16 protein-coding genes and 1 pseudogene are annotated in these 19212 nt (G+C 50.9%); 12 read left to right on the top strand and 5 right to left on the bottom strand.

Annotated features, from left to right (window positions below; genetic code table 11):
* The first annotated feature begins 402 nt into the window (after positions 1 to 402).
* The 3 genes from JW878_00845 to JW878_00835 are packed head-to-tail and all read left to right on the top strand — an operon-like array spanning position 403 to position 4734.
* The gene (locus tag JW878_00845; GenBank protein MBN1761612.1) at positions 403 to 3171 is read left to right on the top strand and encodes a formate dehydrogenase subunit alpha; all 2769 of its coding nucleotides are present in this window, start codon (positions 403 to 405) and stop codon (positions 3169 to 3171) included.
* A 13-nt stretch (positions 3172 to 3184) separates the two neighbouring features.
* On the top strand, positions 3185 to 3724 hold the full coding sequence (locus JW878_00840; GenBank protein ID MBN1761611.1) for a 4Fe-4S dicluster domain-containing protein: 540 nt from the start codon (positions 3185 to 3187) through the stop codon (positions 3722 to 3724).
* A gap of 17 nt (positions 3725 to 3741) precedes the next feature.
* Positions 3742 to 4734 (top strand): dimethyl sulfoxide reductase anchor subunit, encoded by a 993-nt coding sequence (locus JW878_00835; protein ID MBN1761610.1) that lies wholly within the window; start codon positions 3742 to 3744, stop codon positions 4732 to 4734.
* Between the two features lie 483 nt (positions 4735 to 5217).
* Here JW878_00835 and JW878_00830 read toward each other — a convergent pair whose 3' ends face one another.
* Complete coding sequence (locus JW878_00830) at positions 5218 to 5553, bottom strand: twin-arginine translocase TatA/TatE family subunit (GenBank protein ID MBN1761609.1); 336 nt, start codon at positions 5551 to 5553, stop codon at positions 5218 to 5220.
* Between the two features lie 210 nt (positions 5554 to 5763).
* Positions 5764 to 6585 (bottom strand): twin-arginine translocase subunit TatC, encoded by an 822-nt coding sequence (gene tatC, locus JW878_00825; GenBank protein ID MBN1761608.1) that lies wholly within the window; start codon positions 6583 to 6585, stop codon positions 5764 to 5766.
* 20 nt (positions 6586 to 6605) lie between these two features.
* On the opposite strand from tatC, the gene JW878_00820 reads away from it, so the two are divergent.
* Positions 6606 to 7349, top strand: coding sequence for a preprotein translocase subunit TatC (locus JW878_00820; protein ID MBN1761607.1), 744 nt, complete (start codon positions 6606 to 6608; stop codon positions 7347 to 7349).
* A gap of 8 nt (positions 7350 to 7357) precedes the next feature.
* Here JW878_00820 and JW878_00815 read toward each other — a convergent pair whose 3' ends face one another.
* Positions 7358 to 9124, bottom strand: a complete 1767-nt coding sequence (locus JW878_00815; GenBank protein ID MBN1761606.1) for a TIGR04190 family B12-binding domain/radical SAM domain protein — start codon at positions 9122 to 9124, stop codon at positions 7358 to 7360.
* Positions 9125 to 9525: 401 nt separating this feature from the next.
* Between JW878_00815 and JW878_00810 the strand changes: the two genes are divergently transcribed.
* From JW878_00810 to JW878_00775, 8 genes are all read left to right on the top strand, one after another.
* Complete coding sequence (locus JW878_00810; GenBank protein ID MBN1761605.1) at positions 9526 to 9954, top strand: hydrogenase iron-sulfur subunit; 429 nt, start codon at positions 9526 to 9528, stop codon at positions 9952 to 9954.
* Positions 9951 to 11015: a 4Fe-4S dicluster domain-containing protein gene (locus JW878_00805; protein MBN1761604.1), complete on the top strand. Its 1065-nt coding sequence runs from the start codon at positions 9951 to 9953 to the stop codon at positions 11013 to 11015. Before JW878_00810 ends, JW878_00805 begins: the two co-directional genes overlap by 4 nt.
* Position 11016: 1 nt before the next feature.
* Positions 11017 to 11643 (top strand): 4Fe-4S dicluster domain-containing protein, encoded by a 627-nt coding sequence (locus JW878_00800; protein ID MBN1761603.1) that lies wholly within the window; start codon positions 11017 to 11019, stop codon positions 11641 to 11643.
* Positions 11640 to 12506 (top strand): CoB--CoM heterodisulfide reductase iron-sulfur subunit B family protein, encoded by an 867-nt coding sequence (locus JW878_00795; GenBank protein ID MBN1761602.1) that lies wholly within the window; start codon positions 11640 to 11642, stop codon positions 12504 to 12506. The genes JW878_00800 and JW878_00795 overlap by 4 nt, the downstream gene beginning before the upstream one ends.
* 2 nt (positions 12507 to 12508) lie before the next feature.
* Positions 12509 to 15232, top strand: a complete 2724-nt coding sequence (locus JW878_00790; protein MBN1761601.1) for a CoB--CoM heterodisulfide reductase iron-sulfur subunit A family protein — start codon at positions 12509 to 12511, stop codon at positions 15230 to 15232.
* A 295-nt stretch (positions 15233 to 15527) separates the two neighbouring features.
* On the top strand, positions 15528 to 15674 hold the full coding sequence (locus JW878_00785) for a hypothetical protein (GenBank protein MBN1761600.1): 147 nt from the start codon (positions 15528 to 15530) through the stop codon (positions 15672 to 15674).
* A gap of 636 nt (positions 15675 to 16310) precedes the next feature.
* Positions 16311 to 16772, top strand: a complete 462-nt coding sequence (locus JW878_00780; GenBank protein ID MBN1761599.1) for a hypothetical protein — start codon at positions 16311 to 16313, stop codon at positions 16770 to 16772.
* A 184-nt stretch (positions 16773 to 16956) separates the two neighbouring features.
* Positions 16957 to 17118: a hypothetical protein gene (locus tag JW878_00775; protein MBN1761598.1), complete on the top strand. Its 162-nt coding sequence runs from the start codon at positions 16957 to 16959 to the stop codon at positions 17116 to 17118.
* A gap of 7 nt (positions 17119 to 17125) precedes the next feature.
* Here the strand turns inward: JW878_00775 and JW878_00770 are convergent, their stop codons facing one another.
* Positions 17126 to 18895, bottom strand: coding sequence for a hypothetical protein (locus JW878_00770; protein ID MBN1761597.1), 1770 nt, complete (start codon positions 18893 to 18895; stop codon positions 17126 to 17128).
* A 195-nt stretch (positions 18896 to 19090) separates the two neighbouring features.
* Positions 19091 to 19180, bottom strand: a pseudogene (locus tag JW878_00765) (hypothetical protein).
* Positions 19181 to 19212 lie beyond the last annotated feature (32 nt).

The following is a 19212-nucleotide window of genomic DNA, read 5'->3' as shown; positions in this document are numbered from 1 at the left end:
TCTTCTCTTCACTCTTGTTTGAAAAGGTTACGTTTAAATCCCCGTCAGCTCTTCTTCGCTCATGACACTTCATCTACGTGCCCAGATGTAAGTCAGTTTGGATTTTTTTCAGTGATCTTTAGAGTGTTGGAGGCAGAAACGAGGAAGCAGCTAGTTACCAAGTTACTTTCAAGGTCAGATTCTCCATCTCATATGCAGATCTAGGAATAGTTCTATACAGCATACCGTGACAATCCATCGATCTCTGCACGTTCTTAGTTTTGAACAAGGCTGTCAAAACCGAAAAGCTTTTATATATAGTAGAGGTATCGAGTTACAACTAGAGGAGGTAAAATAGAAGTAGAAAGAGGTGAAATAATGGCGGCAAGAACAAAATCTATAGGTAAAAATAGCGGTATCAGGATGTCAAGGCGGACGTTCACAAAACTGAGTGCCTTAGGGACTGCAGCAGCTCTGAGTGGTATCAGCGGCGTCAGTGCATATCCTTCCAAGCTCGGTGATTTGATTGAACCTGCAGTGGCAGCTCCTGAAGAAGCCGGTGTGACGCTCGTGAAATCCACCTGTTCTCACTGTGCAGTGGGATGTGGATTCCATGGTAAAATAAAGGATGGTGTATGCATCGGTCTTGAACCGTGGTTAGAGAACCCGATAAATCGCGGCTCGATGTGTTCTAAGGGCACATCGATAGCAGAGATACTCAACTCATCGACCAGACTGAGAACACCGATGGAGAAAGTCGGGGGCCAGTGGAAGGAGATCTCGTGGACCGCAGCCCTGGATAAGATCGCCGACAAGATGAAGGAGATCAAGGCGAATTACGGGCCCGATTCGATCTTTTACATGGGATCTGCCAAGACGAGCAATGAAGAGTGCTACTTATTCAGGAAATTCGCAGCCTTTAACGGCACGAACAACGTAGACCATCAGGCGCGGATATGCCATTCCACAACGGTTGGCGGTTTGGCGAACACGTGGAGTTATGGTGCGATGACCAACCCGTGGAACGACATGCGCAACTCAGGGGTCGTTCTGTTCTTCGGTGAGAACGCAGCCAACTCGCATCCTGTTGCGATGTTGCACATCCTCGAAGCGAAGAAGCGAGGTGCAAAGTTCATCGTGTGTGACCCGCGCTTCACCAAGTCTGCCGCAGCGGCAGATATGTACGTGCGGTTCAGGTCTGGAACGGATATTCCATTGCTATGGGGAGTAGCGAACGTAATCGTGAATAATGGCTGGCACAACACGGATTTCATAGAAAAGAGGACATACGGGTTTGCTAAATGGTGGGACGTCGTAAAGGACTACACCCCGGAAGTTGTGGAGGACATTACGTGGGTTCCTGCAGCTACCATACGACAGCTCGCGCAAGACTGGGCATTCCCACCGCGCGGTGAAGGGTACGCTAATTGTATCTGCTGGGCGATGGGCGCGACACAGCACACCGTGGGCACGAATAACATCAGGGCAATGGCTTGCCTCTCGATGCTTATGGGCTATGTCGGCAGACCCGGTGGTGGAACGAATGCGTTCAGAGGCCACGATAACGTGCAGGGCGCAACTGACATGTGCGTGCTTTCGCACTGGCTGCCCGCATACTATGGACTCGACGATAACTCGTGGAAGCACTGGATCGGCGTCTGGAACAGGCATGCACCAATAACCTTCGAGGAGATGAAGGCGAAGTTCGCGGAGCACAATGGCAAGGCGATGATGAACTATAACGGAATAACGGTCTCACGATGGTACGAAGGCGTGCTCAATGAAGAATTCCCGATCAATCAGCCAAACCCGATCAAGATGGCGTTTGTCTGGGGCCATTCGCTGAACTCGATCACCGAGATGAAGCGGATGAAGTTGGCGATGGAAAAGGTCGAATTACTCGTTGGCGTTGACCCGCATGCGACGATTGCTTCTTCACTTGCGGACCGACCCGATGGGATCATCGTACTGCCTGCAGCAACGCAATTCGAGGAAACCGGAAGCGTTTCGAACAGTGCGCGACAGGTGCAGTGGCGAAACAAGATCGTGGAGCCCCTTTACGACAGCAAGCCTGATTGGTGGATCATAAAGGAGCTTGCAACCCGGCTTGGGTTCGCTGAGCACTTCACCTATAACGAATACCCGGAGGACGTGCTCAGGGAGATCAATCTTGGGGCTAACGTGATCATGATGCGCCAGTCGCCAGAGCGGCTCAAGCGACAGCAAACGCAGTGTATTACCGAGTGTAGCGTCTTCGATTGTGAGGATTGCCAGGCGAAGAGTGGCCCGGTGAAAGGTGAATTCTGGGGACTGCCATGGCCCTGCTGGAACGATGAACATCCTGGCACACCGATCTTGTACCGGAATGATATCCCGATCTGGGAAGGCGGCAACGAATTTAGACCGAGATTCAGAGGCGCGGATTCGACACCCGGAAATCCGGTATCGGACGATGGCGAGAGCCAGTTAGGTGCTTCATACATCGGACCAGGCTACGACGAGAAGAACTCTGATGGTACTGACGGCCCCGGCTGGAAGACAGAAATCGATGCTGATTTCAAGTCACTGCTGGACCAGAATATCTGCCCGTCAGGAGCAGGAAGAGCACGATTCAGAGCGTGGAACCTGCCTGATCCAGTTCCCATACACCGAGAGCCGATCGAGAGCCCACGACCTGACCTGATTGCAAAATATCCGACATATGACGATGTTGCGGACCACTACCGGACACCGTGTCTTTACAAGACGATCCAGGAACAGCGGAAGAACCTGGTGAATGACTACCCACTCATTCTTACGACCGGACGACAGGTCGAGCACATGGGTGGCGGCGCGGAGACGCGATCATGTGAATACCTGGTGGAGCTACAACCTGAAATGTACGCTGAGATCAACCCGAGTAAAGCACTGGAGCTCGGTATCACTCATTGGGACTACGTCTGGGTCGAGACGCTGAGAGGACGGATCAAAGTGAGAGCGAACGTAACGGAGCGTGTGAACGACCAGACCATATTCTGTCCGTACCACTGGGCCGGCTGGTTTGAAGGTGTGTCGTATGAGGATAGATACCCACCTGGAACCGCGGAACTCGCACTTGGTGATTCCGTTAACATCATCTGTGTGGACGCATACGACAGGTCGACAAACATGCAAGAGACGAAAGCGTGCCTTTGCAAGGTGTACAAAGCGTAGGAGGCAATGAAAAATGGTAACCTATAAATTCCTGAACGTAATTGAGAAGTGCATAAACTGTGGAGCGTGCTTTGCGATCTGCAAGGACCAGAACAAGGTTCCTCACGGAACAGCCCGAGTGAAGGTTGTGACGATTAACGCGGGGCGACCGGGCGAGAAGAACATACCAGTATCCTGCATGCACTGCACGGATCCTCCCTGTGAGGCTGCGTGTCCGGTGAAGGCGATAGAGAAGCGAGACGAGGACGGTATTGTTCTGATGGACAAGGACAAGTGCATCGGCTGTGGCTATTGCGGGTGGGCATGCCCATTTGGCGCACCACAATATCCGCATGAGCTGGAGGGTGCGGCTGCGGAATACGAAGGGATAATGGACAAGTGCACCTTATGCGTACAGCCGTTTGTGCCGGTAGCCAGCGATAGAGAACCAAGCCCACGGTGTGCACTGTTCTGCTCGACGAAGGCCCGTCTTGGAGGCGATATAAACGAAATAATGTCTCAGTATAGGGAAGCGAAGTCTCGGAACATAATGGCCTGGCAAGAGCGCGTGTAATGGAGGAATAGAGAACAATGAGTAGTGCAGTTACTTCATACGTGATCTTCACGGTGTTCAGTCAGATGTCAGTGGGTGCATTGATCGCAATGGTCATCGCGGATTTCCTCGCAAAGGGCAAGGACGAGGCGAAGTTCTTTGAGACTGGGGCATGGGTCTGTGTCCCGGTTGCCGTTATCGGCCTGATTGGGATACTCTCGCACGAGGCACGACCGATCCAAGCGATGATGACGATGACGAAAAACGTGAGCTCATCATTGCTGAGTCAAGAAGTACTGGTGCTTACCGTTTTTGTCATCTTAGCAGTGATATATACGGTGATGTGGCTCTTTGAGCCGGAATACGGCAGTCTCAAATGGTTCCCAGTGATACCGTCGATAGTCGGAAAACTCATGGTGCTTCGAAAGCCTGTTGGCGTCTTAGCTGCGATTGTGGGACTTGTGTTCCCCTATATCAGTGCGGCTGCGTACATGGTGTACACGCTGCCCTCTTTGAACCATCCAACGACGATACTGTTCTTCTACGTTACCGCGCTGCTTGGCGGTGTCACGGCGGTGGCAGCAGTACTTTCGGTGAAATATGCGATAAAGAAAGAGGGAGACGAGCCGTTAGCACGGATGCTCTGGATTACGATGGGGCTCTCGCTGGTGATGATCATTGTGCTGGCCGTAGGACTCTTCGTACATACTGGCATGTTGGAAACTGCAGAGACCGAATATGCACTAGTTGCACAGGAGGAGACACTCACGAGCATGCTATCGGGCGAATACTCCTCGCTCTACATGGCACGATGGATAATAGGCGTCGGCTTGGCTTTCATCTGCGCCATAGTACTTGCATTGCCACTGACGAAGAAGAACATGGCGATGGCTTCGATGATCACAATTGCTCTGTTTGTAGTTGTGCTCATCGGCGAGCTTATGGGACGAGCAGTGATGTTCGGTACGAACGTGCCTATGGGGCACATCTTACCAAACATAGGAACATTCTATACTGGACTTGGGCTATAAGAAACCAAAAAAAAGGTTGTGGAGCTCTTCCACAACCACCTATTTCTTTTTTTATTTTTTGTTTTGTTTCGATCTCTCTTCTATTCCTGCTATACAACTCGAAGTCAACGTAACGAGGTGTTTAAAACCCCCTTTTTTGCCGTCGTTTAACGAGTCAAGAGTAGTGCCAAACCTTGTTTTACTGGTGTAGTCTGTGGAGACTGTAAGTATAAAGGTAATATAACGGGCACTCAAAAACGCGTTCGTTTTCCTCGCATTCAAAATTATCGCGATAGTCTACACTGATACACACGCTAATCAGCTCCAACTTGGAGTGAAGAGAAGGGGTTGGTTGGGTTGGATGAATGAACCTCGGTGCCACTAAGCCCAATGAAAAAAGTACATGAAGCCAAGTAACTCAGGTTACCCGGAGCATGCACGGTGTTAAACTTCGCGGTCCTCGTTACGGGGACGGGCACGGATAAACTGGTGGTCGTACTTACTTTACTTGGAAGAGGACTTCATCTTCGCTTGAACTTCCTCTTTGAGTTCCTCGTCAGACTTCCCTTCGGTATCGATACCCATATAAGCGGCTACTTCTCTTATATTGACCTCTTCGCCCTTCTTCGCCGCTGGTGATGCCGTTTCCGCTCTCTCTTTTTCATCGCCCACTACGGAGTCTTCGAAACTCTTGAGGCTCAATTCGGATTCTTTCTTCGCTTTTTTGAACTCTCCCATCGCCTGCCCAAACGACCTGGCAAGCTGCGGCACCTTCGCTGCTCCGAATAGCAAAACAATCGCCACTACTGCAATTACCATCATCTCAGTTGGACCTATCATGGCTTTTTGCACCTCACAATTTGACTTCTTCTATTATACTATTAAAATAGGGCGAGCATATATATATAAAAAGCATCGAAACGTTTTGCTCTGGTCTTTCTGGAGGGTGATAATCACTTCACTCTGGCACTCCTCTATTTTGATTATTTTGTAATTTCCGATGCAATCAAGCAATCAAAGAGTGAGTTCAGAGCATGGTGATATACTTTTTTACTTGTGTCTGCGTCCGATATAGCGTGTGAGGAGCAATCCAAACTCGAAAAGCGCTATCGAGACCAATGCCATGATCATCGAGATTCCTGTCGGGTCCGCAATGACAAAGAACGCGATGCCGATTATCAGCCCGTAGATTATCACTCGCTTGTCCCTGAGCCAGGAATACGTGACTATCTGCAGCTTCACCGCCAGGGTCATTACGAACGGGATCTGGAAGATCAGACCGAAGCTCACCGCGGTGTACAGAATGATGGAGAAGATCCGCTTCGCAGAAAGCGCAACCCGTGCGACATCGCCGGAGTAGTTGATGAGATAGCCGAAGATGAGTGGCAGGACGAAGTAATAGGCGAAGATAGCACCGACGGCGTAACAGCAGAGCGAGGGGATGGCAACCATCACGAAGAATTTCCGTTCGGACGGATAGAGACCCGGCCGCATAAAAGCGAAAAGCTCAAATAAGAGCAAGGGCATCGTAACAGAGAAGGCGAGTAAGAAGGAGAACAGGAGCCGTACGCTCATCCACTCCATCGGGCTATACACAAACATGGCCATTTCTTCGGGGAAGAGATTATGGAATAATATGCGGCGGAGTAAGATGTTTGAAAACGGATACGCTGCGATCGTAGCGATGCAGAACGGGATCAAAAAGACGATGAGCCTCTCTCGTAGTTCCTCGAGATGCTCGAATATCGGTATCTCATTATCCCCTATTGGGCCATCTAACTCGAGAGCCGCATCGTCAGTCATCCGCAGTTTCTCTTTCGTCTTCATCCGGGCTTCGGTTTTAGCTTGGTATTTTATCATTTCTCCATTCATAGTAATAGGAGCACGAGACGATGGCGAGTATCAGTGAGGAGTTAGGATATATAACGGCAGCGATAAAGAAAAAGCTCATACCCATTGCCGTCGTTTTTCTCGGTGGGTTTATGATCTCTTTTCAATTCTTGGATCCCGTATTAGAGCGAATGAAGCAAGATCTCCTCCCCAAAGGTGCAACGCTCATCTATATATCGCCCGTGGAGGTGATCATGCTGAAATTGAAGATGGCGCTGGTCATCGGCGTCATACTGGTCATTCCGCTTGTGTTCCACTACGTCTACAAGATGTTGAAGGTGCGGTTTGGCATAAAGAATCCAATGAAGAAGTCGCACTTCATTATATTGGTGATCACCGCCGTCTCTCTCTTCGTTTTGGGAATAAGCTACTCCTACTTTCTCATGCTGCCGATAGTCCTCACGTATCTTCACATTATGTCAGCGGCGAGTGGCGTTACCGCCACGTATTCGATATACGAATTCATATCGTTCGTCATCATAATAACGCTCGTACTGGGCGTCGCGTTTGAAGTTCCGCTTCTTCTCATCGTTCTTGTTCGCGTCGGACTCGTCCCGCTCGAGACGCTGAAGGAATACCGACGATACATCTATGTGATCATGTTCGTCCTTGCCGCGTTCTTTACGCCGCCCGACGTCGTGAGTCAGCTCATCGTCGCGATCCCCCTCGTTATCTTCTACGAGATAGGGATCCAAATTGCGGGTGTTTTCGATCCTCATCGTCCCGCTCCGCGTCCCGCTGCTTAAATCTGCCTTTATACACGTCGCATTGTTAAGGAATCGAGTAGTGCTAACTTTAAGAGTGGTAAAATCCTCAAACCACGCTTCGCAGCCGGCCAATCCAGTTGCACCTTCTCGTTGATGACCGAGTTGAAGAGCGTATCAAATTCGGGTTTCAAATCCATCAATCGCTCTTGCCGGGCGGACGCGTCATTGAGCGCCAGGATCTCGTCCACGGCTGTTGTAAGGTTGATAGCGAGCGTTATCCGCGTTTCTGTCTTCTTGAAGAGCTGCTCGTCGATCAAGCCGCAGTTTCGCTTCAGTTCGTTCATTCGCAGCCCGGCCTGATACGCGCAATCGACGATTTCGTCCCGCGTCATCCAGTTTGTCTCGTAATTCAGGGCGTATTTCCAGCTCGGCGATAGCAACGCCGTTCGATACTCCTCGAGCGTTTTGAGCAGGATCGTATAGCCCATCTTCTCTGACTGCTCGTACGCAATGCAGCCGGGATCGATGAAGGGCGAATAAGGCAGAATGAACGGGACAACGCGCGTGCCGAATTTCTCCATCAGCTCTCCGCACCACTCCACCGTCTCCATCGCGGATTTGCAGGTCTGTTGCGGGAGGCCGATCATGAAGAAGAGATCAAATTTGTTGCAGCCCGCATCCAGGGCCCATTTCAGATTATTCTCGACCTCCGCATTTTTGTACGACTTCCCTTCCGCGGCTCGTACCCGCTCGTCATGGCTGTCGGGCGATATCTCGAAGTTGAAGTGCTCCACCGATTCCGCCACACGGTCGAAATAATCCTTTGGTGCGGGTTTGAACAACTCGAAGACGAGGTGATTCTTGAGATCAGCTTTTTTCAGATCTTCTAAGATGGCGTACGCGTATTTTTTACCTGGTTGAAAGAGGTCGCCGATGATGAATATGGGCGCCCGGGTATATTTCGAAGTCTTTATGATATCTTGTGCGATTAAGTGCGGGTCGCGAAACGCGGGTCTCTTCCGATTGCAGTAGAGCGCCAGCGCGGTACGAGAACCGCCGCAGAAGGTGCAATCATGGATGCAGCCACGGCAGGTGATCACGGGTGTGATCGGATAGTCGAGCCATTCGTGTGAAGTCCAGCCTTTCCAGGGGCTCAGACTTTTAACATCGCGGTATTTCAATGCCAATTTGAACACCGCGACGTAATTATTCCCGAATTTGTTAATTTCGTTTGGAACGTGTGTAAACGGGTTTACGTGTACCTCACCGCGGCTATCCTTCCAGACCAGGTTCGGGATAGCGCTGAAGGTGGTGGCGGAAGACTGCTGAGCGATTGCGGTCATGAGTTGTCGCAGCGGCTCTTCCGCGGAATCACCTCGTATAACAAAATCCACTTCGGGATAGCGAATCAGCTCGTCGTGGAAGTAGGTCGCGGAATATCCGCCGAAGATGACCGGTATCTCGGGATGATACTGCTTGCAGATCTTCGCGACTTCAAGGCTCCCCTGTGCATGAGGCAGCCAATGGAGATCGATGCCAAAAGCCTTGGGCTTGAGCTTTCGTATCATCTTCTCCGCGTCAAAATCCTCGCTACTCAGCATTCGCACTGCCAAATTGACTATCCGCACTCCAATCCCGTTTCTGCTCAGATGCTCCACGATAGAGAAGAAGCCGATTGGATACATCTCGAATAAGGGCGTTGAGGGCACGCCGTCGGCGATCGGGCCGAACATGAGCGGATACTTGCGGAAATCATACACGGTTGGTGCGTGGAGTAGAATCAGCTGCGGCGGCTTGAACGGTGAGAGCGTCATTTTTACTTCAGCTTGCCTCCTTCTCTATGTTCGTAGCCGTTATCGTAACCTTGTGGCCGTCGTCGATACGTACGACAATCAGGCGAGTTCAAACCACTCGTACGCGCCGCTACCCCTCCTCTAGCAGCACCAAGCATCAGCGTCGTCAATTGCGGAGCCGTGTAGAATCGTGCTCTACCGTTTCCTAACTTCAGTTCTCTTCTACCAAAAGCAAGCGTTTTCACCGCACCATACCCAGTATCTTATGTGGATTTCTCGTATTAAACAGTTACACGTGCCGTAGCCCAGCGTCGAAGAAGGTGGTGCGTTAAGAAATATCGAAAAACTTATATAGGTTATACCTAATAGAAGATTAGCCAAAAGTTATCGAGGAAAGGAAGCATAGACCTAGGTGATAAAAAATGGGAGAAGAGAAGGAGGATTTTGAGCCAAAGATCGTTGGATTTACCTGTAATTGGTGTACTTATGCGGGTGCAGATTTGGCAGGGACGTCGCGGAAAAAATACCCACCAAATATCCGGATAATAAGGCTTATGTGCACGGCGCGGATAGATCCGATGTTTGTGCTCAAGGCGTTATTGAATGGTGCAGACGGAGTGTTCATCGGGGGCTGCCATCCAGGGGAGTGCCACTACATAAAGGGGAATTTTTATTCCAGACGCAGAATAGCCGCAATGAGGACGATCCTGCAGCAGTTGGGGTTGGATAACCGAGTCCAATTACACTGGATCAGCGCGTCGGAGGGTGACAAATTCGCGAATACCATGAAGAACCTGGCAGCGCACATAAAAGAAGTGGGACCGAATCCCATGAAGGATGAGATACTATGAAAGGAACAGAGCTCAGTTATGGGGATTTAGAAGGGTTTTTTAAGGGATTGCTGGAGAACAACGTCGTCGATGCCTTGGTCATACCGCGTCGAGTAGGGGCTGGTGTATCCTACATGCTCGTCAGGGACAAGGATAAGATCACATCGCCCGAGTCAGTCATCTTCGCGCCGTCGTTCGGTGTAAACGCCGCGAACATCGTTAAGGGCTGGCTGATCGATGAGAAAGTGGGTATTGTAGCCAAACCCTGCGAGACACGCGCAGCAATTGAATTGGTCAAGCTCAAGCAACTGGATGAGGAGAGTGTGCTTCTTATAACCGTGGATTGCGCGGGAGCCTACGCGAATGAGGTTTATGCAGCGAATTATGCGGCTATCGGCGATCAGGTGGACAGTGCGAAGATAAAAGACCTGGCAGGCAAGGGGATTTCGATACGGGATGCCTGTGCTATCTGTGACAACCGGCTTGCAGACGTTGGTGATATAGCCCTCGCGCAGGCGAACGGCTCGAAGGTGGTCGTTGCAGGGCTGACGGAGAAGGGTGATGCGGCTCTGACGGCTGCGGGTCTAACGCTAGAAGACAAGGAGTTGGATAGGGCAGCGGAGAATCAGAAGATAGCAGCGGAAGCGAAAGCGAATTTAGATGCGCTGCCGAAGGTCGACAGCGAGGCGGCATTGGAAGAGTTCCTCCGTGACTGTATCGTGTGCAAAAACTGCAGAGACGTGTGTCCGGTGTGTTATTGTAAAGAATGCTTCTTTGATCAGCCGATAGGGAACCCTACGGGCGGCGACTTGCTGAACTTAGCAGAGGCGCGTGGCGCGATCGCAGTACCAACAAATCAGCTGATGTACCATCTCACGAGGGTGTATCACGTCAGCACGACCTGTGTTGCCTGTGGCGCGTGCGAAGATGCATGTCCGAAAGATATTCCACTGACGAGATTCTATCCGGTCCTTACAAGGAAGGTGCAGGAGATCTTCGAGTACGTGCCGGGTAAAGATGTAAAGGAGCCTCTACCGTTCACCACCTACGAGGATGAAGAGCTAGAAGAGTGTTTGAGATAAAATGCCAATAAAGACCTGGGAACTGGACCCGGACTTTAAAAACGAGATCCTGAAGGAGCCGGGAGGGGAGCACCTTACCGCATGTTACCAGTGCAGCACGTGTACTATCGGCTGTCCACTTACCGAACTCGTTCCTAGTTACAACCCACGTAAATTTATCCAGATGAGCCTGTTGGGAATGCGGAAGGAAGTGTTGTCCAATCCAGATTTGTGGATCTGTGCTATCTGTCAGACGTGCACGGCGCGATGCCCGCAAGACGTGGTGGTTGGCGATGTGCTCGCGGTAATGCGGCGGTTAGCAGAGAAGGCAGAGGCAGCAGGCGAGATAAAGATCGAGAGCCCGAGACCACTCTTTGAGATAGCGTTCCTGCATACCCTGGAGAAGTACGGGCGGCTTTATGATATCGGTCTGGCGATGGAATACTACCCGAAGAGAGAAGGCTCGTTCATTGCGGGGCAAAAAGCGATGATGAAGGATTACATGGATTTCGGTATGCGCATGTTCTTCAAAGGTAAAATGGGGCCACTCGGTGGTCACGGTGTGACGAAAGGATTGCTACCATCGAAGATAAAGCAGCGTGAGGTGATGAAGAAGATCTTCGCGTGGGCAGAGGAGCAAGAGAAATGAGCATAGAGAAGATTGCATATTATCCGGGGTGTCCATCAGAGGCGACGGCGCTGGAGCAGCACCTGTCAACGGAAGCCGTATTTGAGAAGCTGGGCGTTAAGCTGGAAGAAGTCGAAGACTGGAACTGTTGTGGCGCGGCGGAAGCGGAGGATCCGAGATTGGTATACGCGTTAAATGCGCGGAATCTCGCCATTGCCGAGCGGGGTAATTTGGACATCATGACGCCGTGCAGTATCTGCTATTACAATTTAGCGAGGACGAACAATGCACTGAAGGAAGACGAGGAGTTACGTGCGGCAATAAAAGGGATCGATCCTTCGCTTGAGTATAACGGCACGGTAACGCCGAAGCATGTAATCGAAGTCCTCGTCAACGATATCGGCATGGATGCGATAAAGAGTAAGTTAGTGAAGAAGGTGGAGCTCAAGGTAGCACCGTATTATGGCTGTTATTTGGGTAGGCCGCCGGAGACGGCATTTGACGATCCAGACGATCCGGTCTTGATGGACCAGTTGATCGAGTTAATCGGAGGCGAGATCGTTCCGTTCAGCTCCATGAAGACGAAATGCTGTGGCGGGCCGCTGATGATGACGCGAGGTGATCTCGCATTCGAGATGGCGCGGAAGATCCTGCAGACGGCGAAGGATGCCGGTGCGGACTGTATAGCACTTGCGTGTCCGCTGTGCGGCATGATGCTGGATGCGAAGCAGCCAGATGTGGAGAAAGCATTAGGCGTTAAGTTCGAAATGCCGGTGGTGTATATCACGCAGTTGTTGGGGCTCGCGCTTGGTATTGACGCGAATAAGCTGGGGCTTCAGAAGAATGCCGTAGACACGAAGAAACTACTGGAGAAGGTGGTGTAAAAATGGGAATAGCAGTTATAGGAGGCGGTGTTGCCGGTATCACGGCGGCTCTTGACCTTGCAGATGCTGGTTACAAAGTCTATCTGATAGAGAAGAATGACAGACTCGGCGGTAAGGTCTCGGAGCTGGCGGAATGTGAAACCGGCATATCGCCGCGGATAGTGAAGATAGAGAACCATCCGAACATCGAACTGATGCTCTCAAGCGAGTTGGAAGGCTTGTCGGGCTCAGCGGGTGATTTCAAGCTGAATGTGTCAGGGGGGAAGGAACTCAACGTGGAGAGCGTGGTGCTGACGCCGGGCTATGACGTTTACGATGACATCGCGAAGGGCTATGCAATTGATAATCCTGACGTGGTCCCGTCATTGGAGTTTGAAGGGATGCTCCGTGCCTGTACGGTGAGTGAGACAGGCGCGCTGGTGCGACCTTCAGATGGCCAGCCGGTGAAGAAGATCGGATTCATCAAGTGTATCGGCTCACGATGTAAGGAGAATGAAATTTGTTCGACGGCATGCTGTGGCTACACGGCGAAAGAGGTTTGGGAGCTGAAAGAGCGCTATCCCACCATTGACGCGTACGTCTTCTACATGGACGTTCGCGTATTCGGCAAGGATGAGGAGCTGGTAGCGAAGTTAAAGGACAAATACGGTGTGCATTACATCAGGTCACGAGTTCCGGAAGTGCTGGCTGAGGGCGGGGCGCTCACGGTAAAGTACGAGGATTTAGCGAACGGCACGATCGAGCAGTTAAATCTCGATATGGTGGTTCTCGCAGTCGGTCTCTTACCGTCGAAGACGATGGCAAAGCTTGCTGAGGTGACCGGCGTGAACCTGGATCCTTATGGCTTTATAGCGACGAGCATGACGAGCCCGGTGGAGACGAGTGTGCCGGGTATATTCGCAGGAGGCACGGCAACTGCGCCGATGAAGGTTCGTGAAAGCGTAATACTATCAACGGGAGCAGCAGCAAAGGCCGCGCAGTTATCCGAACGGACGGAGGAGATCCCTGGGCAGGAAGAGCGTAAATACGTGGACGTAGGCGAAGAGCCGAAGATCGGCGTGTTCATCTGCGGTTGCGAAGGCGAGGTTACGGGTGCAATGGATATACCTGTGGTCGCAGAGCACGTGGGCAGCTTGAGGGATGTGGCCGTGGTGAATACCGAGACGAACACCATGAAAGAGACCATGGGCGCGGTAGAGAGTGGAATAATAGACGAAGGCCTGAACAGAATAGTGGTTGCAGGCTACTCGCCGCGCGCGTATGAAGAGATCTTCAGGGACACGTGTGCGAAGGCGGGCTTGAATCCGTATCTGCTCGAGATGGTGAACCTCCGGGAGCAATGTGCGTGTGTGCACGATAAGGAGGAAGCGACGGTCGTAGCGATGAGCCAGCTGACCATGGCAGTCGAGCGTGCGCGATATCTCGAACCGATACCGCTTGAGCAGTATCCGGTGACGCCGAACGCGCTGGTTGTCGGTGGCGGCGTGGCAGGTATGACTGCAGCGCTGGACATCGCGAATGCAGGCTACGAGGTCTGTCTGGTGGAGAAGGAAGCGGAATTAGGCGGCAGTTTGACAGAGGCCACCGAGTTCCAGAGCGATGTGAAAGCTGCAGACGTCTTAGCGGATTTGGTTGGCAAGGTAAAGGGCAACGAGCGGATAACGGTGTATACGGGTGCCGCGATCGAGGACGTTAGAGGCCGAGTAGGCGCGTTTAAAGCGAAGGTAACCGGAGGGGGCGCGGATGAAGATATTGATTTCGGTGCAGCAGTGCTTGCAACCGGCGCGCGCGAGTTTGTACCTGAGGGCTACTTCGGTTACGGCCAGGCGGGCAACGTGGTAACGCAAACCGACTTCGCGAAGATGCTGGCAGGCACTACTGTGGATGCGAACACGGTGGTTATGATTCAAGACGGCGTTTCGGGCGATGGCGTTAACGCGAAGTACAACAGCATCGAAGCGGTGAGCAATGCGTTAAAGGCAAAGGAACTGAAGCCGGAGCTGAACGTGTTCGTGCTTTTCCAGGACGTCAAGACGTACGGCAAATGGGAGATGGCATACAAAGCGGCGAGAGAGAAGGGCGTGACCTTCATCAGATACGATGCGGAGCGTCAACCGACATTCGCGGACGGAATCGTCTCGGTCTTCGATGTGATCTTCAACGATGAGATCCAGATAAAGCCCGATTTGATCGTGGTCAGCCCATTAATGCAGCCTGCGGCAGAGAACGGGCAATTGAGCAAGATGTTCATGATACCGCTGAAGAACGGGTTCTTCATGGAGGCGCAGGAGCGGCCAAAGCTGATCTTAACGCCCGTGGATACGGTGAACGAAGGCGTGTTCATCTGTGGCTCCGGAGTTGCGCCCGCGCTGATCGACGAGAGTATCGGCATGGGCAGCGCAGCAGCGTCGAGGGCGTGTGTGCTCTTAGCGAAGAACTTCCTCGAGACGCCGGGAATAGTCTCCGTCGTGGATGAGGCTATCTGTGCCGGCTGCGGCGTATGCGTGGAGATGTGCCCGGTCGAAGCGATCGAATTGGTGGAAGAGCCAGTAGCTGCGGTTACCTACAACATAATGACAACGACCAGCGGCACGAAGAAGTTTGCGCGCGTTACCGTGGAGGGCTGCATCGGGTGCGGCAGTTGCGCTGCGTATTGTCCGTCAGACGCGATCTCGTTACAGAACTTCAAGGCAAGGCAGTTGTACGCTCAGTTGGATTTTGCGTAATTTAACTAAACGCAACCCACTGAGTTCTCTTTTTTCTTTTTTTCTTTTTTATTTCCATTTCTCCCTTTCTTCCGCACACGTTTTTCGTTCGTTCATTTGTTCTTCACAGCCAGCCGCTTCGAGTTTCTACTTCTTCCGCTACGTAGGGTATACTATAAACACATGGCAGTAAACAATAGCTATTCCTATAGGTAAAAATACAGAAAACTTTTTATATGCTTACAAACAATCAACTTCTACTGCTCGAGAACTGAACTAAGGTGAGAAGAGGAGAGGAGAGGGGGTAATTGCGAACATGGCGGAAGGGTCAATTTATGACAACCCATTGTTCCGGCTCTTGGTAGTCATCGCTGTGATTATTGTGGTAATCACCTTCGTCGCAGCGAACGCGGGATATTTCGGTGAGCAACTTCCACTGGCTCAAATACCTGCCGGACCGTAGGTAGGTAATTAGAGATCGCTGCATACAGGAAGAAGGACTACGAAGCGAAGGCTTCGATGGTCTATCGGCTGCGGGCTGTAGATCGAAATTAAAGAGCCGGAATGGGAGGATATTTGAAGCGAAGGGTTTTGAGTACGGGTAGTGGGCAAGCTGGTTGGTGTTGAATGCGAAGAAGTGTTCTTGAGTACAAGGGATACAGATGTCAGGGTGGTCTGCGATATCTGGGTGGCGCAGAAAAACATCAACTAGGGAAAAGAGGTTTTTAAGAGAAATTTTAGCTTTAAATGATCTCAAAATCAGAGTGAGTCATCTTACGTGCACCTGCTCCTCTTGATGGTGTTAGAAAGGAGTATGCGTGTAAAAATGGATATAATGCGAAAGTTATAAGTTATTCAAGAAATGAAGGTTGAAATAGGGTGAATGAGCTACACAAAAGGGCAAACCAAAATAAAGGTTAAGGGACTCGTTTCTTTAGTGGAGAACATACTTGACGAAATATCACGAGGCAAGGATGGACAGAGATAAAGAGCTTTTTGAACGGCAGATTAAAATCGTTGACGCGCAGATCGATAAACTGGTTTACGAGCTGTATGGGCTGACGGAGAATGAGATAAAGGTGGTGGAAGGTGGCTTAAAATGAATGAAGATACTTATCCCCCTGAAACACTTGAATTAATCTATAACGAAGTGAAAGATGCATTGAATACGCAGTTTCAGTCGATTGACAGTCTCGATACAAAGGCAAGTGTCATTATTGGATTTGTTGGCGTGATAATCGGAATATCGTTACAGTTATATTCGCAAAGCAATTCATATCTATTTGGCTCAAGTATGACTTTGTTTATGATATCCATTTTCTTATCGTTCTCAGCATACAAAGTCGAAGGCTACAGAAAAGATCCAAAACCGAGGGGACTCACTGAAAAATACCTGAGAGAGAACGGTAAAAAGGTAAGGAAGCAACTCATCGATAACTATATCCAGTCCTTCGAGCATAACAAAAATAAAATAGAGAAGAAAGCTGAATATATTAATTGTTCCCTCGTTTTAATGTTCATAGGGCTGATCAGTTTAATTTTAAGTATTATAGGAGGTTGAGAAAATGGAGAAGGAAAAGGAGAAAAAGCCGGAAACGAAAAGTTCCAATGAACCTGTTGAGATAGAACCGGATCCTGTACTGGAAAGCGTGGTTAAGAAAGCTAAAAACGGTAATAAGTGAAATTACAAAAAATAAGACCGCAAAAAAGCGCAGCACGATAAACTCGTTTCCTTAGTAGAGAACATGCTCGAACTCCAGAAGAAATACCACGAGGCGAGAATTGAGCGAGATAAAGAGCTTTTTGAACGGCAGATAAAGAGTGTTGATGTGCAGATTGACCGGCTGGTGTACGAGCTGTACGGATTGACGGAGGAAGAAATAAAAATAGTAGAACAAGCAGAATGACAGTAATTTATTGCACGGGCAGCGTGAAACAGACCGTGCACCCGTTTCCTGGCTCCGATTCAATCCAGATCCGACCGCCGTGCACCTCGACGATTCGTTTCGCGATTGCTAACCCCGCACCCGTCCCTTCGTTCTCCTTATCCACCTGGTAAAAGAGCTCGAAGACCTTCTCCTGCTCGCTCTCCGCTATGCCGATACCGTTATCTTTCACGAAGAAGACGATCTCCTCGCCAGCCCCCCGACGATAGCCGATCTCTATCTTCGGTTCCGGCTGCTGCTCGTTCCGGTATTTGATGCAGTTCGTGATCAGATTCACCAGCAGTTCCTCGATCCGCATCCGATCGATGTGCACAATAGGGAAATCGTCGGCAACCGAGACCGCACTGTTATGTGCCTGTAGTGCGCCAGCGGTCTGCGCTAAGGCATCCTGCACGATCGCGCCGAACGGCACATACTCGGGCGGATTCGCGCTTCGACCGATCCGGGAGAGTTTCAGGGTGTCAGTCAGAAGCGTGTCCATCTTGTCCGTGGCCTTTATGATATACCGCAGATCTTCCACCGCTTTCTCCCGGTTTTCCGCATTCAAATCCTTCTGGAGCAGATTGGCGAAGCCCTGGATGGTAACGAGCGGTGAGCGCAGGTCGTGAGAGACCGTATAGGTAAACCGTTCGAGCTCTCTGTTCTTCATTCGATACTGCTCTTCAGACCCGCGGAGTGCCGTTTGCGACTGCTCCAACGACGCCAGCATGCTATTGATCGTATCCGAAAGCGTCACCAATTCGTCCTTTCCTACTTGCGGCACACGTGCCGACGGGTCACTGCGTGCGCTAATCCCCTCGACACTCTTGCTGAGTTGACTCAACGGCGAAAGGACCAGGACCTCTAAGAGCACCAGAATCAGCACGCTGAACACGAGCCCAACAGTCAGAATAAACCCGAGGAAATAACGCATGGCTGCTTGACCATGCGCGTAGATATCCCGTGACATATCCGCTCGCAACGCAAACGCGGGAGTCCCGTATATGTCGCGTAAGAGGACGTAGCCCGCAATGGTCTGCTCGTCCAGCGGTTGGACAAGAACAGGCGATTCTTCGTCTTCAGGCATGGAGTTCTGCACCGCCTGAAACTCAGGCGGCAACTGCTCGTCCGTTAAGAGCTGCAGGGTGAGGGGCAAGTGCGATATCTCAGCCAGATACTCAATTTCCGTGGCATCGAGGTAGCGTCCCATAAGCAACACGCCTCGGATCGGCCCTTCGTCATCACTGGTCAGGATAGGACGGGCTGCAACGAACAGGGGACCTTCAGGGAGCATAATAATCCCTGTGACGTTGCTCTCGACATCGTCATGCTGCATAAGCGGCGAGTCGGGAGCGAGATGCGCGTGGATACCAGCCGGAAGCGGAACTTCGGTCTCATTCTCTAGATCAAACGCTTTGCCATAAACGATCTGGCCGGACGAGTTGATGAACAGCATGAGATTGGTTCGCAATGTAATGAACGTTCCATCGACGAGGTTCGAGCTGAGATACTCCTCATCGCCATCCTCAATAAAGGCATACGTGTCGTCCCACGAAGCCCAATCCCACGTGGTCGCGTCCAATTCCACGAACTCATCGGCCAAGATGTTCAGCACTTTCTCGGCGTTCTGGCGTGTATCCTGTTCCTCGAGTTCGAGCATGCTATTCATGAAGGTGACGCCCACCACGGCGTAAAGAATCACCATCAACGCCGCGAGGGTCACGGTTACAATGAGCAGAGTCCGCTTTCGTAGTGTCATCCAACAAACAGCTTAGCGCTCCCTTAATATAAAATTATCCCTCATTTAGGCGGGGAATTGTTTATACGGGTTCCTACCAGAATAAGACAAAAATGAGGCGATTAGGAAAGGAGAGAGGAACGAATGAATAACAAATGAATGCAAATTAGAGCTTCTCGACATAATATGCGACGTGCGTGGGCAGACACTAGCTGTTTATATCCCGAACCGCAGCAGCGCAGCAATCCCGCCGAGCGCATTGAGCCGCTTGCCGGGCTCGAACTCGGTGCTAAAGATCACCATTTCTTCTTTATTTGTTTGGAATGTAAGTTTATCAA

The organism is Methanomicrobia archaeon, assembly GCA_016930255.1.
Lineage (GTDB): Archaea > Halobacteriota > Syntropharchaeia > Alkanophagales > Methanospirareceae > JACGMN01.
The sequence above is the reverse complement of the archived record's forward strand: the minus strand, read 5'-3'. Positions and strand labels throughout refer to the sequence as shown.